Annotated in this window: 14 protein-coding genes; 8 read left to right on the forward strand and 6 right to left on the reverse strand. The window is 67.0% G+C overall.

The window, feature by feature from the left end; all coding sequences use genetic code 11:
* Positions 1 to 70 precede the first annotated feature (70 nt).
* On the reverse strand, positions 71 to 1003 hold the full coding sequence (locus AC1RVY_RS05140) for a 2-hydroxyacid dehydrogenase (protein ID WP_492805588.1): 933 nt from the start codon (positions 1001 to 1003) through the stop codon (positions 71 to 73).
* A 148-nt stretch (positions 1004 to 1151) separates the two neighbouring features.
* The gene (locus AC1RVY_RS05145; protein ID WP_218293242.1) at positions 1152 to 3014 is read right to left on the reverse strand and encodes an ABCB family ABC transporter ATP-binding protein/permease; all 1863 of its coding nucleotides are present in this window, start codon (positions 3012 to 3014) and stop codon (positions 1152 to 1154) included.
* Between the two features lie 128 nt (positions 3015 to 3142).
* Here AC1RVY_RS05145 and AC1RVY_RS05150 point away from each other — a divergent pair, with 128 nt between their 5' ends.
* A complete protein-coding gene (locus AC1RVY_RS05150; protein ID WP_218293241.1) occupies positions 3143 to 3568 on the forward strand; it encodes an acyl-CoA thioesterase in 426 nt (141 codons plus the stop codon).
* Positions 3569 to 3637: 69 nt separating this feature from the next.
* On the opposite strand, the gene AC1RVY_RS05155 is transcribed toward AC1RVY_RS05150, so the two are convergent.
* The 4 genes from AC1RVY_RS05155 to AC1RVY_RS05170 all read right to left on the reverse strand — a co-directional run bounded on the left by AC1RVY_RS05155 (position 3638) and on the right by AC1RVY_RS05170 (position 6999).
* A complete protein-coding gene (locus tag AC1RVY_RS05155; RefSeq protein ID WP_492805590.1) occupies positions 3638 to 4609 on the reverse strand; it encodes an amidohydrolase family protein in 972 nt (323 codons plus the stop codon).
* A gap of 204 nt (positions 4610 to 4813) precedes the next feature.
* Positions 4814 to 5389, reverse strand: a complete 576-nt coding sequence (locus tag AC1RVY_RS05160) for a bactofilin family protein (RefSeq protein ID WP_218293239.1) — start codon at positions 5387 to 5389, stop codon at positions 4814 to 4816.
* A gap of 218 nt (positions 5390 to 5607) precedes the next feature.
* On the reverse strand, positions 5608 to 6093 hold the full coding sequence (locus AC1RVY_RS05165) for a thioesterase family protein (RefSeq protein WP_218293238.1): 486 nt from the start codon (positions 6091 to 6093) through the stop codon (positions 5608 to 5610).
* Positions 6094 to 6201: 108 nt separating this feature from the next.
* Positions 6202 to 6999 carry a crotonase/enoyl-CoA hydratase family protein gene (locus AC1RVY_RS05170; protein ID WP_492805592.1) on the reverse strand — a complete coding sequence of 266 codons (798 nt, stop codon included), beginning with the start codon at positions 6997 to 6999 and terminating at the stop codon, positions 6202 to 6204.
* Between the two features lie 217 nt (positions 7000 to 7216).
* Between AC1RVY_RS05170 and AC1RVY_RS05175 the strand changes: the two genes are divergently transcribed.
* The 7 genes from AC1RVY_RS05175 (at position 7217) to AC1RVY_RS05205 (ending at position 15497) form a co-directional block, all read left to right on the forward strand.
* Positions 7217 to 8092, forward strand: a complete 876-nt coding sequence (locus AC1RVY_RS05175) for a branched-chain amino acid ABC transporter permease (RefSeq protein WP_218293236.1) — start codon at positions 7217 to 7219, stop codon at positions 8090 to 8092.
* 4 nt (positions 8093 to 8096) lie between these two features.
* Complete coding sequence (locus tag AC1RVY_RS05180) at positions 8097 to 9173, forward strand: branched-chain amino acid ABC transporter permease (RefSeq protein WP_492805594.1); 1077 nt, start codon at positions 8097 to 8099, stop codon at positions 9171 to 9173.
* 186 nt (positions 9174 to 9359) lie between these two features.
* Entirely contained in the window at positions 9360 to 10199 is an 840-nt protein-coding gene (locus AC1RVY_RS05185) for an ABC transporter ATP-binding protein (protein ID WP_492805595.1), read from the forward strand.
* A gap of 61 nt (positions 10200 to 10260) precedes the next feature.
* Entirely contained in the window at positions 10261 to 11079 is an 819-nt protein-coding gene (locus AC1RVY_RS05190) for an ABC transporter ATP-binding protein (RefSeq protein WP_492805597.1), read from the forward strand.
* A gap of 7 nt (positions 11080 to 11086) precedes the next feature.
* Entirely contained in the window at positions 11087 to 12943 is a 1857-nt protein-coding gene (locus AC1RVY_RS05195) for an AMP-dependent synthetase/ligase (RefSeq protein ID WP_218293232.1), read from the forward strand.
* A gap of 96 nt (positions 12944 to 13039) precedes the next feature.
* Positions 13040 to 14206 carry an ABC transporter substrate-binding protein gene (locus AC1RVY_RS05200; RefSeq protein ID WP_218340479.1) on the forward strand — a complete coding sequence of 389 codons (1167 nt, stop codon included), beginning with the start codon at positions 13040 to 13042 and terminating at the stop codon, positions 14204 to 14206.
* Between the two features lie 127 nt (positions 14207 to 14333).
* Positions 14334 to 15497: an acyl-CoA dehydrogenase family protein gene (locus AC1RVY_RS05205; RefSeq protein WP_492805600.1), complete on the forward strand. Its 1164-nt coding sequence runs from the start codon at positions 14334 to 14336 to the stop codon at positions 15495 to 15497.
* The last annotated feature ends 44 nt before the right edge of the window (positions 15498 to 15541 follow it).

Genomic DNA, 15541 nt, shown 5'->3' on the forward strand with positions numbered 1-15541 from the left:
CTCCTGATGGAATAACTGCCAGCGCTTGTCCAGCAAGCGCCAGCAGCCGATATCACTATTGAACCTTCTGTCACACCACCGTGACGGGCGCCTCGCCCGCCAGATGGCGCCGGGCGTTTTCCATGAACCGGTCCACCGAGGCCTGCACCGCCTCGGGCGACCAGCCCGCCACGTGGGGCGTGAGCACCACGTTGTCCAGGTCCAGCAGCTCGGCCGGGGGCGCGGGCTCGCTTTCGTACACATCGAGGCCCGCCGCCGCGATGCGGCCTTCGCGCAGCGCGGCGGCCAGGGCGGCCGTGTCGATCACGCTGCCGCGCGCGATGTTGACCACCACGCCGCGTGCGCCCAGGGCATCCAGCACAGCGGCATTGACGAGGTGCCTGGTGCCTGCACCACCCGGCGTGGCGACCACGAGGAAGTCCGCCCATCCGGCCAGCGCCGCCACGTCTGCGAAGTAGCGATAGGGCACATCGGTGCGCGCGCTGCGGTTGTGGTAGCCCACCTCGATCTCGAAGCCCAGCGCGCGCTGCGCGATCTTCTTGCCAATGGTGCCCAGCCCGATGATGCCCAGGCGCTTGTGCGACACGTTGGGCGGCAGCGGCAGCGCCGTGCGCCAGATGCCCGCACGCGTGGCCTTGTCCAGCGCCAGGATGCGGCGCTGCGCCGCGATCAGCAGGCCCCAGGTGTGGTCGGCCACGCAGTCGTCGTTGGTGCCCGCGCCCGTGGCCACCACGATGCCGCGCGCCTTGGCGTGCGCAACGGCCACGTTCTCATAGCCTGCGCCCAGCACGCAGATGAGGGTGAGCGCGGGCAATGCGTCGATCTGCGCGGGGCTCAGGCCCACGGCACCGATGGTGAGCACCACGCGCACGCGCCCGCCCTGCTGCGCAATGGCAGCCGCGGCCTGGGGCGCGTCGGGGGCGTAGACCACCTCGAAGGTCTGAGCCATCTGGGTGATGTGCTCTTCGGACAGGAACATGAGGGCAAGCAGGACAGGCTTCATGGGTCAATGCAATGTCAATGGAAAAAACTGCGAGAACAAGAGCCGTGCGGCGTGCATCGTCTCCTTGCGCGCAGAGCGTACAAAAACCGGCGCGGCCCGCGCGAGAGGCACCCGGCAAGGGCCGCCCCCGTGGCAGGGGTGCCGCCCCTCAGGGGGAAAGCGCCGCAGGCGACTCGGGGGGGCTTTCCTGTTGCAAGGACCACATGCCCGCGTAGCGGCCTCCCAGGGCCAGCAGCTGGGCATGCGTGCCGCGCTCGATGATGCGTCCCGCGTCCATGACCAGGATCTCGTGCGCTTCCACCACCGTGGAGAGGCGGTGGGCGATCACCAGGGTGGTCTTGTTCTGCGAGACGTTCTGCAGCTCGGCCTGGATCGCGCGCTCGTTGGCCGAGTCCAGCGCCGAGGTCGCCTCGTCGAAGATCAGGATGGGCGGGTTCTTGAGCAGGGTGCGCGCAATGGCCACGCGCTGCTTCTCGCCGCCCGAGAGCTTGAGCCCGCGCTCGCCCACCATGGTGCCGTAGCCCTTGGGGGTGCTGGCGATGAAGTCGTGGATGCGGGCGGAGCGCGCGGCCGCTTCCACCTCGGCCTGGCTGGCGCCGGGGCGGCCGTAGGCGATGTTGTAGGCCACCGTGTCGTTGAACAGCACCGTGTCCTGCGGCACGATGCCGATCGCCTGGCGCACGCTGGCCTGCGTCACGGCGCGGATTTCCTGCCCGGCGATGGTGATGCGGCCCTGCTGGATGTCGTAGAAGCGGAACAGCAGCCGCGCCAGCGTGCTCTTGCCCGAGCCCGAGGGCCCGACCACCGCCACCGTCTTGCCCGCGGGGATCTCGAAGCTGATGCCCTGCAGGATGGGGCGGCCGCTGCCAAGGTCGCCGCCCTTGCGCACCTCGTAGGCGAAATGCACGTCCTCGAAGCGCACGGCGGGCTGGTCCAGCCCGGCCAGGGGCAATGCGCCGGGGCGGTCGGCCACCTCGCGCTCCTTGTCCATCAGCGTGAACATCTTGTCCAGGTCGGTCAGGCTCTGCTTGATCTCGCGGTAGATCACGCCCAGGAAGTTGAGCGGGATGTACAGCTGGATCATGAAGGCATTGACCATGACGAGGTCGCCCAGCGTCATGCGGCCATCGACCACGCCCTGCGTGGCGCGCCAGAGCATGGCCACCAGCCCGGCGGCGATGATGAGCTGCTGCCCCGTGTTGAGCAGGGACAGCGTCGTCTGGCTCTTGAGCCGCGCGCGGCGCAGGCGCTCCAGGCTTTCGTCGTAGCGGCGGGCCTCGAAGCCTTCGTTGTTGAAGTACTTGACCGTCTCGTAGTTGAGCAGCGAATCCACGGCCTTGGTGTGCGCGGCCGAATCGAACTCGTTGGCCTCGCGCCGGAACTGGGTGCGCCACTCGGTCACCAGCACCGTGAAGACGATGTAGAACGCCAGCGCCGCCAGCGTGATCCAGGCAAACCAGGCGTCGAACTTCACGGCCAGCACGGACAGCACCAGCACCACCTCGACCAGCGTGGCCACCACGTTGAACAGCGTGAAGGAGATCAGCGACTCGATGCCGCGCACGCCGCGTTCGATGTCGCGCGTCATGCCGCCGGTCTGCCGCTCCAGGTGAAAGCGCAGGCTCAGGGCATGCAGGTGCTCGAAGGTCTGCAGCGCGATGGAGCGCGCCGCCCCCTGCGTGGCCTTGGCGAACACCAGTTCGCGCAGCTCGGTGAACAGCGACGTGGACAGCCGCAGCGCGCCGTAGGCCACCAGCAGCCCCACGGGCACCACCAGCAGCGCCGCCGGGTCTCCGGGCTTGAAGCTCATCGCATCGACCAGCGTCTTGAGCAGAAGGGGCACGCCCACGTTGGCCACCTTGGCGCCCACCATGAACACGATGGCGGCGATCACGCGCCACTTGTACTGCCACAGGTAGGGCAGCAGGCGGTTCAGGGTGCTCCAGTCGGACTGTGCAGGCGGTGCAATGGTGGCGGTGGCGGAAGGGGCGGTTTCGCCGTGGTGGCGCATGGGGGACAATTCCAGTTGTTGTTTTTACCGACCCGGCTGATGCCCAGGTGGTTTTTTGCAGGGCGCGAGCCTGTGATGAAACCCCTGGTTCCCCAAGGATTGGCTCAGCCCCAACCGAGATTGTGCCCATGTCTGCCGTTTTCAGCCCGCCCCCCGCCGCATTGCCCTCCGACAAGGAACTGGTGCTCAAGGTGATCCCCATGCCCGCCGACACCAATGGCAACGGCGACATCTTCGGGGGCTGGGTGATGGCACAGGTCGACCTCGCCGGCTCGGTGCTGCCCGCGCGCTACATGCAGGGCCGCATGGCCACCGTGGCAGTGAACGAGTTCATCTTCAAGCAGCCCGTGCGCGTGGGCGACATCCTGTCGTTCTTCTCGTCCATCACGCGCGTGGGCAACACCTCGGTCACCGTGGAGGTGGAGGTGTATGCCGAGCGTTTTGCCGAGCAGGGCCGGTACGTGAAGGTGACGGAGGCGCGGCTCACCTACGTGGCCATCGACGAGCAGGGACGCCCGCGCCCCGTGCCCAAGCTGGCGCCGAATCCGTCGTAGGGGAGAAACGGCCCCGCACGGCCCGGCCTTTGCGCAGGCTTTCCGGGAAGGCCCGGACCGGCATGCGGCCTAGGGCTGCCCGAGCCCCACCAGCCGCATCAGCGTGCCCCGCGCCACCTGCTGGCGCGCGCCAGGCGACAGCTGGGCCAGGAAGCCCTGCACGCTCGCGTACTTCATGTCGTCGCTCGCGGCCGAGCGGTGGCTCGCATCCGTTCCCACCAGAAAGCGCCCGGGCTGCTCCTCGATGAGCGCCAGCCACTCGGGCCAGACGCGCGTGCCATCGCGCAGGATGGTGTAGTCCGGCGAACGGGGATGGTGCGGCCAGGTGCGCGCACTCAGTTCGTAGTAGAGGTTGGGATGCCGCTCCAGCATACGCCGCGCCAGGAACAGCGGCGTATAGCCCCCGTGCGCCCAGATCACGGGCACATCCGGGAACCGCTGCAAGAGCTGTGAAAGCTCCGCCATGCGCGTGCTTTCGACATGCACCATCACCGGCACCTTGTGCTTGCGGGCCAGCTCCAGGATGCCCGCCATCATCGGGCCGGCCACGCCGAAGTCCGTCTCCGCGAAGCCGGCCGAGGGAAAGTGCGCCACCGAGATCTCGCCGATGCCCTTGTAGAGGCCGGTCGCCAGCATGGCGTCGAGCTGTGTGAGCAGCTCGACGCCGTTGTGCTCCCAGTGCGGCCGGTACGCCGTGCGTTCGGGCGATATCGAGGCGAACGGAATCAGCACGCCGGGGTGCTGGCGCGCGGCCTCGGCCACGGACTCATTGCTGCTGCGCCCGCCCCAGAACACCACCGCGTGGCTGGCCCCCCAGCGCGCCATGAGCTCCAGCTGCATCGGCAGGCTGTTGAGGTGCACATGGGCATCCACGAAGGGCGTGAGGACGCCGGCCGGTGTGGGTGCCTGCGCGGGGCCGGGCGCGGCATCGCGCTGCACCGGCTGCCGCGTGGCGCGCCGCACGGGCTCGGACGGCTCGGCCTGCGGCCAGGCGTTGAGCGCAGCCAGGGCAAGGCACGTGGCAAATAGAACTCGTGTCATGGTGGCAATGGCGCGAAGAAAGCGCGCCCGGAGTGCAGGACGACGTGGAAATTCTACAAAGCCATTCCCATGCTGCCTTCTCCGCGCCCGCGCCCCACCACCACCGGCGCGCCGGACGGCACTAGGCACCCGTGAGGGCTCCAGCCAGGCCGGGCTGCCGCGGGTGCCTGAATGCCCTGGTTTATCTGTGTGCCGCGATGCGGATCAGGCCGCCATCGCCGTGGGCTCGGCCCGCAGCGGTGCAGACGCCGTGCGCTGCGCGCCGGACGACGACGCGCCGCTGGCAAAGCCCGCCTCGATCTCGCCCGCGAGCTGCCCGCCCTCCTCCACCACCAGCTTGCCGTAGCGGATCTTGCCGTTGACCTTGCCGGTGCTGTAGATCACGAGCTTCTGGCGCACGGTGAGCGTGCCGTTGAACTCGCCATGGATTTCGGCGATGTCGATCTCGGCCGAGCCGCGGAAGGCGCCGTTTTCAGAGATCTGGATGACGCGCGAATCCATGGTGGCCTCGACCGTGCCTTCGACCACGAGCGTGTCGCAATCGGTGATCTCCACGCCCTTGAGCTTGATGTTGGGGCCCACCGTGAGCTTGCTGCCCGAGGAGTCGCTGGAAGACCGGTTGGCGGCGGTGCCGGCCACGGACTGCGCCGTGGCCGCGCTGCTGGCCGCCGTGCCACTCAGGCTGGAGGCGGCAGATGAGGATGATGAAGTGGTGGCGCCATGGCGGGGTTGGAACGACTCAGGTTCACGCTTGCCAAAGAAGGGGTTTTGCACGGCCATCAGATCTCCTTGAAAAGAAGTCATCGTAGGTTTGGGACCCTGTGAAAGATGCCTTCGTTACGCAAGAACGGTAACCAAACGGTTCGTCCGTAGCATGCGCTTGCAAGGCTTGCGGGATCACACATCCACGCGATGGGGCGCGGCAACGGCCGTGACCTCGCCCCCGTGTCCGAAGAGGGTGCGCGCGCAGCGCGTTGGCGATGAAGCCGCTCAGGGCGCTACGACACGATGTACGCCGCGGCCCCCGCCGACATGATCTCCCCGTCCGGGCCGAGGAATTCCATGCGCGTGCTGGCCACGCGCGAGCCCAGCCGCAGCACGTTGGCGCGCAGCTCGAAGTGGCTGCCGATGCCGGGGCGCAGGTAGTCGATACGCAGGTCGATGGTGCCCAGCTTGGCAAAGCGGTGCAGGCGCTGCTCGGGCGCCTCGTCCATGTGCTTGGCGCCGATGGCCGCCATCACGGCCAGCCCGCCCATGGCGTCCAGCCCCGCGCTGATCACGCCGCCGTGGATGCGGTTGTACGCATAGTGGCCCACCAGGTCCGGCTTCATGTCGATGCGGCCCACCACGCCATCGGGCTTGAGGGAGGTGATCTTGAGGCCCAGCACCTGGTTGAACACGATCTTCTCTTCAAAGATGGCCTTGAGCCCGGCAATGAAGTCGGGCTCGAAGGCTTGCGGGGGCGGTGTGGTGGATTTGCTCATGGGTTTCCTGGGGGAGTGCGCGCGGGCAGCTCGGGCCCACGAACGTCATTTGCTATATTTTATATAGCGCACCGCGCTTTCACGATAAGCGCTGGCGGCCATTTTCACTCAAAACTCACCATGGCGTCCCTTCCCGTCGGCGAACCGCGCCGCTCCCCGCAGGGCGTCGGCCAGGCACGCCCGGCCCCCCGCCCACTCGCGCAGCAGGGCCTCCTGCAGCGGCAGCCCTTCGGCCGCGAGCGCGCTGGCCCGGTCGGCGCGCAGCGTGGCCTGCGGGAATGCTGCGATCTCCCGCGCCAGCGCGAGCGACGCCTGCAGCGCCTGCCCCGGGGGCACCACGCGGTTGCACAGCCCCATGCGCAAGGCCTCCGCCGACCCGACCTTGCGGCCGGTGAGGATGAGGTCCAGCGCGTGCGACAGGCCCACCAGGCGGGGCAGGCGCACGGTTCCGCCATCGATCAGCGGCACGCCGAAGCGGCGGCAAAAGACACCGAAGTACGCGTCCTCCTCCATCACGCGCAGGTCGCACCACAGCGCCAGCTCCATGCCACCGGCCACGGCCGCGCCGCTGACCGCGGCGATCACCGGCTTGGTGAGGTGCAACCGGCTGGGGCCCATCGGCCCCAGCGGCAACGGGGTGTCGGCCGTGAAATCGAGCGATCCGGCCAGCGCCTCGGGCGCCACGCCCTGCGCCTGCAGCCGCGCCCCCGACTGCAGGTCCCAGCCCGCGCAGAAATGCCCGCCAGCGCCATGGAACACCGCCACGTCGGCCGCGCCGTCCTGCTCGAACGCCAGGAACGCGGCGTGGAGCGCTCGCGCGGTCGCCGCGTCCACGGCATTGCGCACGTCGGGGCGGTGCAGTGTCACCAGCGTGACACGGTCCTCGGTCTCTATTTGTACGGACATGGCGTTCTCTCAGAGGGTTTTGCGCGCCTTCCCCGGCCCTGCCGGAGGGCGCCCCGGGGTGCGCCTATCGGACGCAACCCTTATTGCGCCCCGCCGCGCACTGCGTCAATATGCGCCGGGACCGATCAGGGTTAGCCCCGAGTGCGGGATGCGTCCGGCACAGGCACCATTATTTATGCAAAGCAATCGCTTTGTAAAAATATTCTGGAGCGCCAGGGTGCAATTCTTGCAACTGTTGATCAGCGGTATCTCCCAGGGGTGCATCTACGGCCTGATAGCGCTGGGCTTCGTGCTCATCTACAAGGCCACGGAGACCGTGAGCTTCGCCCAGGGCGAGCTGATGATGCTGGGCGCGTTCTGCGGCCTGGCGCTCATGACGGTGCTGGGCTTTCCCTTCTGGGTGGCGGTGCTCGCCAGCATCCTGGCCATGGGCCTTTTCGGCGTGGTGCTCGAACGCGCGGTGATCCGCCCCATCCTCGGTCAGCCCGCGTTCTCCATCGTCATGCTCACCATCGGCATCGGCTACGTGCTGCGCGGGCTGGTCACCATGATTCCCAACATCGGCACCGACACGCACACGCTGCCCGTGCCCTACAAGGACCTGTCGTTCCGCCTGGGCGCGCTGGTGCTCAACGCCGAGCAGCTGGTGGTGATCGGCGCCACGGCCGCACTGTGCGTGCTGCTGTTCGCGATGTTCCGCTACAGCAAGCTGGGCATCGCGATGCAGGCCTCGTCGCAGAACCAGCTGGCCGCGTACTACATGGGCATCCCCGTGCAGCGGCTCAACGGCCTGGCCTGGGGCCTGGCCGCCGCCGTGGCCGCCGTGGCGGGGCTGCTGCTGGCGCCCATCACCTTCGTGCACGCCAACATGGGACTGATCGGGCTGAAGGCGTTTCCCGCCGCCGTAGTGGGCGGCTTTGGCAGCCTGCCGGGCGCCATCGTGGGCGGGCTGGTGATCGGCATCGTCGAATCGCTCTCGGGTTTTTATCTGCCCGACGGCTTCAAGGACACGGCGGCGTACATCGTGGTGCTGATCATGTTGATGGTCAAACCGAATGGGCTGTTCGGCGAAAAGCTGCGCAAGAAGGTGTGACCCCATGAGATTCATCTTCAAGACCAGCTACGAACAAGACCTGCGCCTCGCCAAACATGGCGGGCATGTCTTCTGGTACAGCCTGCTGGCCGTAGGGCTGGTCGCAGCACCCTGGGTGGCGCCAGAGTATTGGCTGGCCCAGCTCACCTTTGTGCTGATCTACGCCATCGTGGGCCTGGGGCTCATGCTGCTGGCCGGGTTCACGGGCCTGTTCTCGCTGGGGCATGCGGCGTTCCTCGGCGTGGGGGCGTACACGCAGGCCGTGCTCACGGGCATGGGCTGGCCGTTCGGGCTGTCGCTGGCCTGCGCGGCGGGGCTGTCGGCCGCCGTGGGCGTGGTGGTGGGGCTGCCCGCGCTGCGCGTGAAGGGCATCTATCTGGGCATGGCCACGCTGTCGTTCGGCTTCATCGTCGAGGAGGTGTTCGCGCGGTGGGAGTCGGTCACCGGGGGCAACTCCGGCAAGCACCTGGTGCCGCCCGAGATCTGGGGCTTCAAGTTCGAATCCACGGAGTCCTTCTACTTCCTGTGCCTCGTGATCGCCGTGGTCAGCACCCTGGCCATCCTGAACCTGCTGCGCTCGCCCACGGGCCGGGCCTTCGTGGCGATCCGTGATTCGGAGATCTCGGCGCAGAGCATGGGCATCCACCTCGCGCGCTACAAGACGCTGTCATTCTCGATCTCGGCGGCCCTGGCCGGCATCGGCGGCGCGCTGTATGCGCACAAGCTGCAGTTCATCTCGCCGGACCAGTTCAACATCCTGCAGTCCATCGACCTGCTGCTGATGATCGTGATCGGCGGCCTGGGCTCGGTGCACGGCGCGTTCCTGGGCGCGATCTTCCTGATCTCGATGCCCCAGCTGATCTCGCTGAGCAAGGACTGGCTGCCCGCCGCCGTGGGCCAGGCGCCGGGCCTGCAGGCGGTGGTCTATGGCGCGGTCCTGATCGCCTTCGTGCTGTTCGAGCCCATGGGGCTGTACGGCCGCTGGCTCAAGGTGCGCACCTGGCTGCAGATGTTCCCGTTCTACCGCAAGGGCCTGTTCAAGCGGCAGAAGTCCTTCCAGAAGTCGGACAGGCTGAGATGAAGCACCCCCTGAGTCGCCTCGCGCCTTCCCCCTCTCTCGACCCGCTGCGCGATTCGGGAGGGGAACGCCCCCAGCGCGGTGGGGCGGCCCTTGCGCGGGGGCACTGGCCTCGGTCACACCAGTCGCAAAGGCAGCGAGCGGCATTCAGCGCAATGGACCAGTGAAATGACCCCAATTGCTGTACCTATGACTGACGACATCTTGCTCAGCGCCCAGAACCTCAGCGTGCGCTTTGGCGGCGTGCTGGCGGTCAACAACGTGAGCTTCGACGTGCGCCGGGGCGAGGTGTTCACCCTCATCGGCCCGAACGGCGCGGGCAAGACCACGGTGTTCAACCTCATCAGCCGCATCTACACGCCCACCACCGGCACCATCACCTACGCGGGCCCGGGCGGCGCGATGCTGCCGCTCACCGACCAGCCGCCGCACAAGGTGGCGGGCCTGGGGATAGCGCGCACCTTCCAGAACATCGAGCTCTTCGAGCACGCGAGCGTGCTGCACAACCTGCTGATCGGCCGCCACACGCGGCGCGAGACCGGCCTGTGGGCCGACATGCTGTTCACCCGCAAGGTGCGCAACGCCGAGGTGCGAGCCCGCGAAAAGGCCGAGCAGGTCATCGACTTTCTCGACCTGCAGCACTACCGCGACACGCTGGTGGCCGGCCTGCCCTACGGCGTGCGCAAGGTGGTGGAGCTGGCCCGCGCGCTGTGCACCGAGCCGCAGCTGCTGCTGCTCGACGAACCCTCGTCGGGCCTGAACGTGGAGGAGACCGACGACATGGCCTTCTGGATCCAGGACATCCAGCACGAGCTGGGCATCACCGTGCTGATGGTGGAGCACGACATGTCGCTGGTCTCCAAGGTGTCCGACCGCGTGCTGGCGATGAACCAGGGCGAGGTCGTGGCCATGGGCACGCCGCGCGAGGTGCAGTCGCACCCCGGCGTGATCGAGGCCTACCTGGGCACCATCGACGATGTGAGCAACCTGCGCCGCCCGGCGGGTTCCCACCTGGGGGTCCGGGCATGAGCGCCGCGCCGGGCCGCCCCCAGCAAGCTCGCACCGCAGTGCGCAGCACGGAGGTTTCCGAATGAGCGCCGTACTTGCCGCCGCCAACACACCAGCCGCCGCGGCGGCCGACCAACCTCTGCTGCGCCTTCAGAATGTGGAAAGCGCCTACGGCCCCATCAAGGCCATCCGGGGCGTGAGCCTGCAGGTGCGGCGCGGCGAGATCGCCGCCGTGCTGGGCAGCAACGGCGCGGGCAAGACCACCATCCTGAAGACCATCAGCGGCATCATCGACCCGCGCAAGGGCTCCATCGAGTTCCAGGGCGCCGACATCACCGCCAACGACCCGGCGGCCATCGTGCGCCGGGGCCTCATGCATGTGCCCGAGGGGCGCGAGGTGTTCGCGCTGCTGTCGGTGCGCGACAACCTGCTCATGGGCGCCTACACCCGCGGCGACGCCGACGCCGTGGCGCGCGACATCGAAACCGTGTACGGCTACTTCCCCATCCTGAAGGAACGCGCCGCGCAGGACGCGGGCCTGCTCTCGGGCGGGCAGCAGCAGATGCTGGCCATCTCGCGCGCGCTCATGGCCAACCCCGAACTCATCCTGCTCGACGAGCCCAGCCTGGGCCTGTCCCCGAAGCTCACCAAGGAGATCTTCGAGATCGTGGTGCGCATCAACCGCGAGCGCGGCACCACCATCCTGCTGGTCGAGCAGAACGCCAACATGGCGCTCAACGCATCGGACTACGGCTACGTGCTGGAGAACGGCCGCATCGTGATGGAGGACAGCTGCGAGCGCCTGCGCGAGAAGGACGACATCAAGGAGTTCTACCTGGGCATGAAGGATGTCGGCGTGCGGGGTGAGCGGCGGTGGAAGAAGAAAAAGACTTGGCGGTGAGGACTACATGAGCAATCTCTGGGACCTCGATCACATCCAGCCCGCCGGCACCGACGTGCTGGCCGGCAGCACCATCTCGGCCATGTTCTGGAACGCCGTGGCCGAGCGCGGCCCGCGCGTGTGGATGCGCCAGAAGGAAATGGGGATCTGGAAGAGCTGGACCTGGGACCAGACCGCCGAGGCCGTGCGCGAGATCGCGGGCGGACTCATGTCGCTGGGGTTTGCGCGCGGCGACTGCGCCTCCATCCTGTCGAGCACCAACATCGAATGGGTGCTGGCCGACCTGGCCGTGCTCAGCTGCGGCGGCGTGTCCAACGGCATCTACCCCACCGACGCGGCCGCCCAGGTGCACTACCTGAGCGAAGACTCCAGCACCAGCGTGCTGTTCGTCGAAGACGATGAGCAGCTCGACAAGGCACTGGAGGTGCGCGCCAACCTGCCGCTGCTGCGCAAGATCGTCGTGTTCGACATGGAGGGCCTGCGGGGCCTTCAGGACCCGGGCGTCATCAGCCTGGATGCGCTGCGCGACATGGGCCGCGCCTGGAACCAGCAGAACCCCGACGCGCTCATGCGCCGGGTACAGGCCTGCCAGCCCGAGGACGTGGCCATCCTCGTCTACACCTCGGGCACCACCGGCAAGCCCAAGGGCGCGATGCACACGCACGCCGCGCTCACCTACACGGTGCGCGGCTACAACACGCTGATATCGCGCACCGAAGACGACGAGGCCATGTGCTTCCTGCCGCTGTGCCACATCGCCGAGCGCATGGGCGGCGAGTACTTCTCGCTGTACACCGGCTCGCGCCTGAACTTTGTCGAGAACCCCGACACCGTGCCCGAGAACGTGCGCGAGATCGCGCCCACGGTGTTCACCGCCGTGCCGCGCGTGTGGGAGAAGTTCTATTCGGGCGTGATGATCGCGCTCAAGGAATCCACGCGCCTGCAGCAGGCGGCCTATGCCTGGTCGATTGGCGTGGGCACCCGCATTGCAGACCGCGTGCTGGCGGGCCAGCCGGTAGGGGGACTGCTGAAGGCGCAGTTCATGCTGGCGCGCTTTCTGGCGCTGAACAACGTGCGCAAGCTCATCGGCATCCACCGCGCGCGCTTCCTCGTCACGGGCGCAGCGCCCATCTCGCCCGAACTGGTGAAGTGGTACCTGGCCCTGGGCGTGCCCATGCTGGAGGTGTGGGGCATGACGGAGACCTGCGGCGCCGCCACCGGCGTGCCCGCCAGCCGCATCAAGCCCGGCTCCATCGGCCCGGCGGCCAGCTACAACGAGGTGCGCATCGACCCCGCCACGGGCGAGATCCTGGTGCGCGGCCCCAATGTGTTCAAGGGCTACCTCAACCTGCCAGAAAAGACGGCCGAGACCATCGACGCCGACGGCTGGCTGCACACGGGCGACGTGGGCACCATCGACGCCGACGGCTACCTGCGCATCACCGACCGCATGAAGGACATCATCATCACGGCCGGGGGCAAGAACATCACGCCCAGCGAGCTGGAGAACGAGCTCAAGTTCAGCCCCTACGTGACGGACGCCGTCGTCATCGGCGACAAGCTCCCCTACCTCACGGTGATCATCATGATCGACCAGGAGAACGTGGAGAAATATGCGCAGGACAACGACGTGCCCTTCAGCAACTACGCCAGCCTGACCCGCGCCCGCGAGGTGCAGGACCTGATCCAGGCCGAGATCGACCGCGTGAACACCCGGTTCGCCCGCGTGGAGCAGATCAAGAAGTTCTTCCTGCTCGACACGCAGCTCACCGCCGAGGACGAGGAGCTCACGCCCACCATGAAGCTCAAGCGCAAGCTGGTGCAGCAGAAGTACGCGCCCCAGATTGACGCCATGTACCGCTAGGCAGCCTGCGCCAGGTGGCGCGCGGCATAGGGAAAGTGCTGGTGCCCCACCCTGGGCATCGTTCTATAACGACTGATCCATTCAAGGAGACGTGCCATGAAACTTCATCACATTGCCGCGCTGGCCATCGTGGCCATGGCCGCAGGTGCTGCGCAGGCGCAGCCCAGCCAGGGCGTGAGCAAGGACACCATCACCCTGGGCTCCATCCAGGACCTGTCCGGCCCGCTGGCGGGCTTTGGCAAGCAGGTGCGGCTGGGCATGATGCTGCGCGTGGACGAGGCCAACGAGCAAGGCGGCGTCAACGGCCGCAAGCTCGACCTGAAGGTGGAAGACTCGGGCTACGACCCGAAGAAAGCCGTGCTGGCCGCGCAGAAGCTCGTGAACCAGGACAAGATCTTCATGATGGTGGCGCACATCGGCACGGCACAGAACCTGGCCGCCATGCCCGTCCAGTTCAGCAAGAACGTGATCAACTTCTTCCCGGTCACCGCCGCGCGCGAAATGTACGAGCCCTTCCACAAGCTCAAGTATTCGTTCGCCGCCACCTACTACGACCAGATCCGCCTGGCCGCACCCAAGCTCATCAAGGAAAAAGGCGCCAAGAAGGTCTGCACCATCTACCAGGACGATGAATTCGGCCTGGAGGTGATGCGTGGCGGCGAGGCGGCGCTCAAGTCCCTGGGCATGGAATTCACCGAGAAGACGTCGTACAAACGCGGCGCCACCGACTTCTCGTCGCAGGTCGCCAAGATGAAGTCGTCGGACTGCGACTTCGTGATCCTGGGCACCATCATCCGCGAGACCATCGGCACCATCGGCGAGTCGCGCAAAACGGGCTTCAACCCCACGTTCCTGGGCTCCAGCGCCGCGTACACCGACCTCATCCACAAGCTGGGCGGCAAGCCCATGGACGGGCTGTACGCCACCATGACGGTGCAGCACCCCTACCTGGACGAGGCCAGCCAGCCCATCCGCTTCTGGGCCAACAAGTACAAGACCAAGTTCAACGAAGACCCCACGGTGTTCTCGGTCTACGGCTACGGGGCGGTGGATGCCTTCATCAAGGCAGCCCAGAAGGCGGGCACCAGCCTTACCACCGACAGCTTCATCAAGGCCATGGACACCATGGTGATCCCGCCCGACATGTTCGGCAGCGCCGAGGCCACCTACGGCCCGCAAAAGCGCCTGGGCAGCGATCTTTCTCGCCTGTCGCAGATCACCGATGGCAAGTGGAAGGTGGTGTCCGACTACGTCAAGCCATGAGGGTCTGACCACCCGCTCCCAAGCCGCCTTCGGGCGGCTTTTGTGTTTCAGGGGGTGCGCTCGGCCCCAGTCGGTGGCAGAATTTAACCAAGCAGTAACTTTGCATAAATAGACCGAATCCACCGCCATGATCGAACGCACCCTCTTCCAGCCCGACCACCAGGCCTTTGCCGACAGCTTTCGCCGCTTCATCGACAAGGAGGTAACGCCCCACCACGCCGACTGGGAAGACCAGGGCTACGTGGCGCGCGAGGTGTGGAGCCAAGCGGGCGCCAACGGCTTTCTGTGCATGAGCCTGCCCGAGGAATACGGCGGCGCCGGGGCCGACAAGCTCTACTCCGTGGCGCAGATGGAAGAGCTGGCGCGCGCCGGCACCACGGGCATCGGCTTTGGTCTGCACAGCGAGATCGTGGCGCCGTACATCCTGCACTACGGCACCGAGGAGCAAAAGCGCCGCTACCTACCGCAGATGGCCAGCGGCGCCATGGTAGGCGCCATCGCCATGAGCGAGCCCGCCGCGGGCAGCGACCTGCAGGGCATCAAGACCACCGCCATGAAAAGCGCAGATGGATCGCACTACGTGCTCAACGGCAGCAAGACCTTCATCACCAACGGCTGGCATGCCGATGTGGTGATCGTGGTCGCCAAGACCGACCCGGCGGCCGGGGCCAAGGGCACCAGCCTCTTTCTGGTGGAGCGCGGCATGCCCGGTTTTGAAAAAGGCCAGCGCCTCAAGAAGATGGGCATGAAGGCGCAGGACACCTCCGAGCTGTTCTTCACCGACGTGAAGGTGCCCGCCGCCAACCTGCTGGGCGGCCCCGCCATGGAAGGGCGCGGCTTCATCTGCCTGATGGAGCAGCTGCCATGGGAGCGCCTGCAGATCGCCATCACCGCCGTGGCGTCCGCGCAGGCCGCCATCGACTGGACGGTGGACTATGTCAAGCAGCGCAAGGTCTTCGGCCAGAGCGTGGCCTCGTTCCAGAACACCCGCCACACCCTGGCCGAGCTGCAGACCCAGGTGCAGGTGGCCCGCGTGTTCGTGGACAAGTGCTGCGAGCTGATCACGCGCGACCAGCTCGACACCGATACCGCCAGCATGGCCAAGTACTGGACCACCGACCTGCAGTGCAAGGTGATGGACGAATGCGTGCAGCTCTTCGGCGGCTACGGCTACATGTGGGAATACCCCATCACCCGCGCCTACGCCGATGCGCGCGTGCAGCGCATCTACGGCGGCACGAACGAGATCATGAAAGAAGTGATTGCGCGCGCCATGGGCCTGGGCAAATAGCACCATGACCAGCGCCACGGACTGCGCCGCGACGGGCGCCCAAC

This window comes from Acidovorax sp. GW821-FHT11A03 (assembly GCF_058809075.1).

Excerpts from the sequence above, each read along its gene's own strand:
- AC1RVY_RS05170 (WP_492805592.1), bottom strand. The coding sequence starts at position 6,999 with ATGTCCGTACAAATAGAGACCGAGGACCGTGTCACGCTGGTGACACTG.
- AC1RVY_RS05180 (WP_492805594.1), top strand. The coding sequence starts at position 8,097 with ATGAGATTCATCTTCAAGACCAGCTACGAACAAGACCTGCGCCTCGCC.
- AC1RVY_RS05185 (WP_492805595.1), top strand. The coding sequence starts at position 9,360 with ATGACTGACGACATCTTGCTCAGCGCCCAGAACCTCAGCGTGCGCTTT.
- AC1RVY_RS05160 (WP_218293239.1), bottom strand. The coding sequence starts at position 5,389 with ATGGCCGTGCAAAACCCCTTCTTTGGCAAGCGTGAACCTGAGTCGTTC.
- AC1RVY_RS05165 (WP_218293238.1), bottom strand. The coding sequence starts at position 6,093 with ATGAGCAAATCCACCACACCGCCCCCGCAAGCCTTCGAGCCCGACTTC.
- AC1RVY_RS05190 (WP_492805597.1), top strand. The coding sequence starts at position 10,261 with ATGAGCGCCGTACTTGCCGCCGCCAACACACCAGCCGCCGCGGCGGCC.
- AC1RVY_RS05150 (WP_218293241.1), top strand. The coding sequence starts at position 3,143 with ATGTCTGCCGTTTTCAGCCCGCCCCCCGCCGCATTGCCCTCCGACAAG.
- AC1RVY_RS05145 (WP_218293242.1), bottom strand. The coding sequence starts at position 3,014 with ATGCGCCACCACGGCGAAACCGCCCCTTCCGCCACCGCCACCATTGCA.
- AC1RVY_RS05140 (WP_492805588.1), bottom strand. The coding sequence starts at position 1,003 with ATGAAGCCTGTCCTGCTTGCCCTCATGTTCCTGTCCGAAGAGCACATC.
- AC1RVY_RS05200 (WP_218340479.1), top strand. The coding sequence starts at position 13,040 with ATGAAACTTCATCACATTGCCGCGCTGGCCATCGTGGCCATGGCCGCA.
- AC1RVY_RS05155 (WP_492805590.1), bottom strand. The coding sequence starts at position 4,609 with ATGACACGAGTTCTATTTGCCACGTGCCTTGCCCTGGCTGCGCTCAAC.
- AC1RVY_RS05195 (WP_218293232.1), top strand. The coding sequence starts at position 11,087 with ATGAGCAATCTCTGGGACCTCGATCACATCCAGCCCGCCGGCACCGAC.
- AC1RVY_RS05205 (WP_492805600.1), top strand. The coding sequence starts at position 14,334 with ATGATCGAACGCACCCTCTTCCAGCCCGACCACCAGGCCTTTGCCGAC.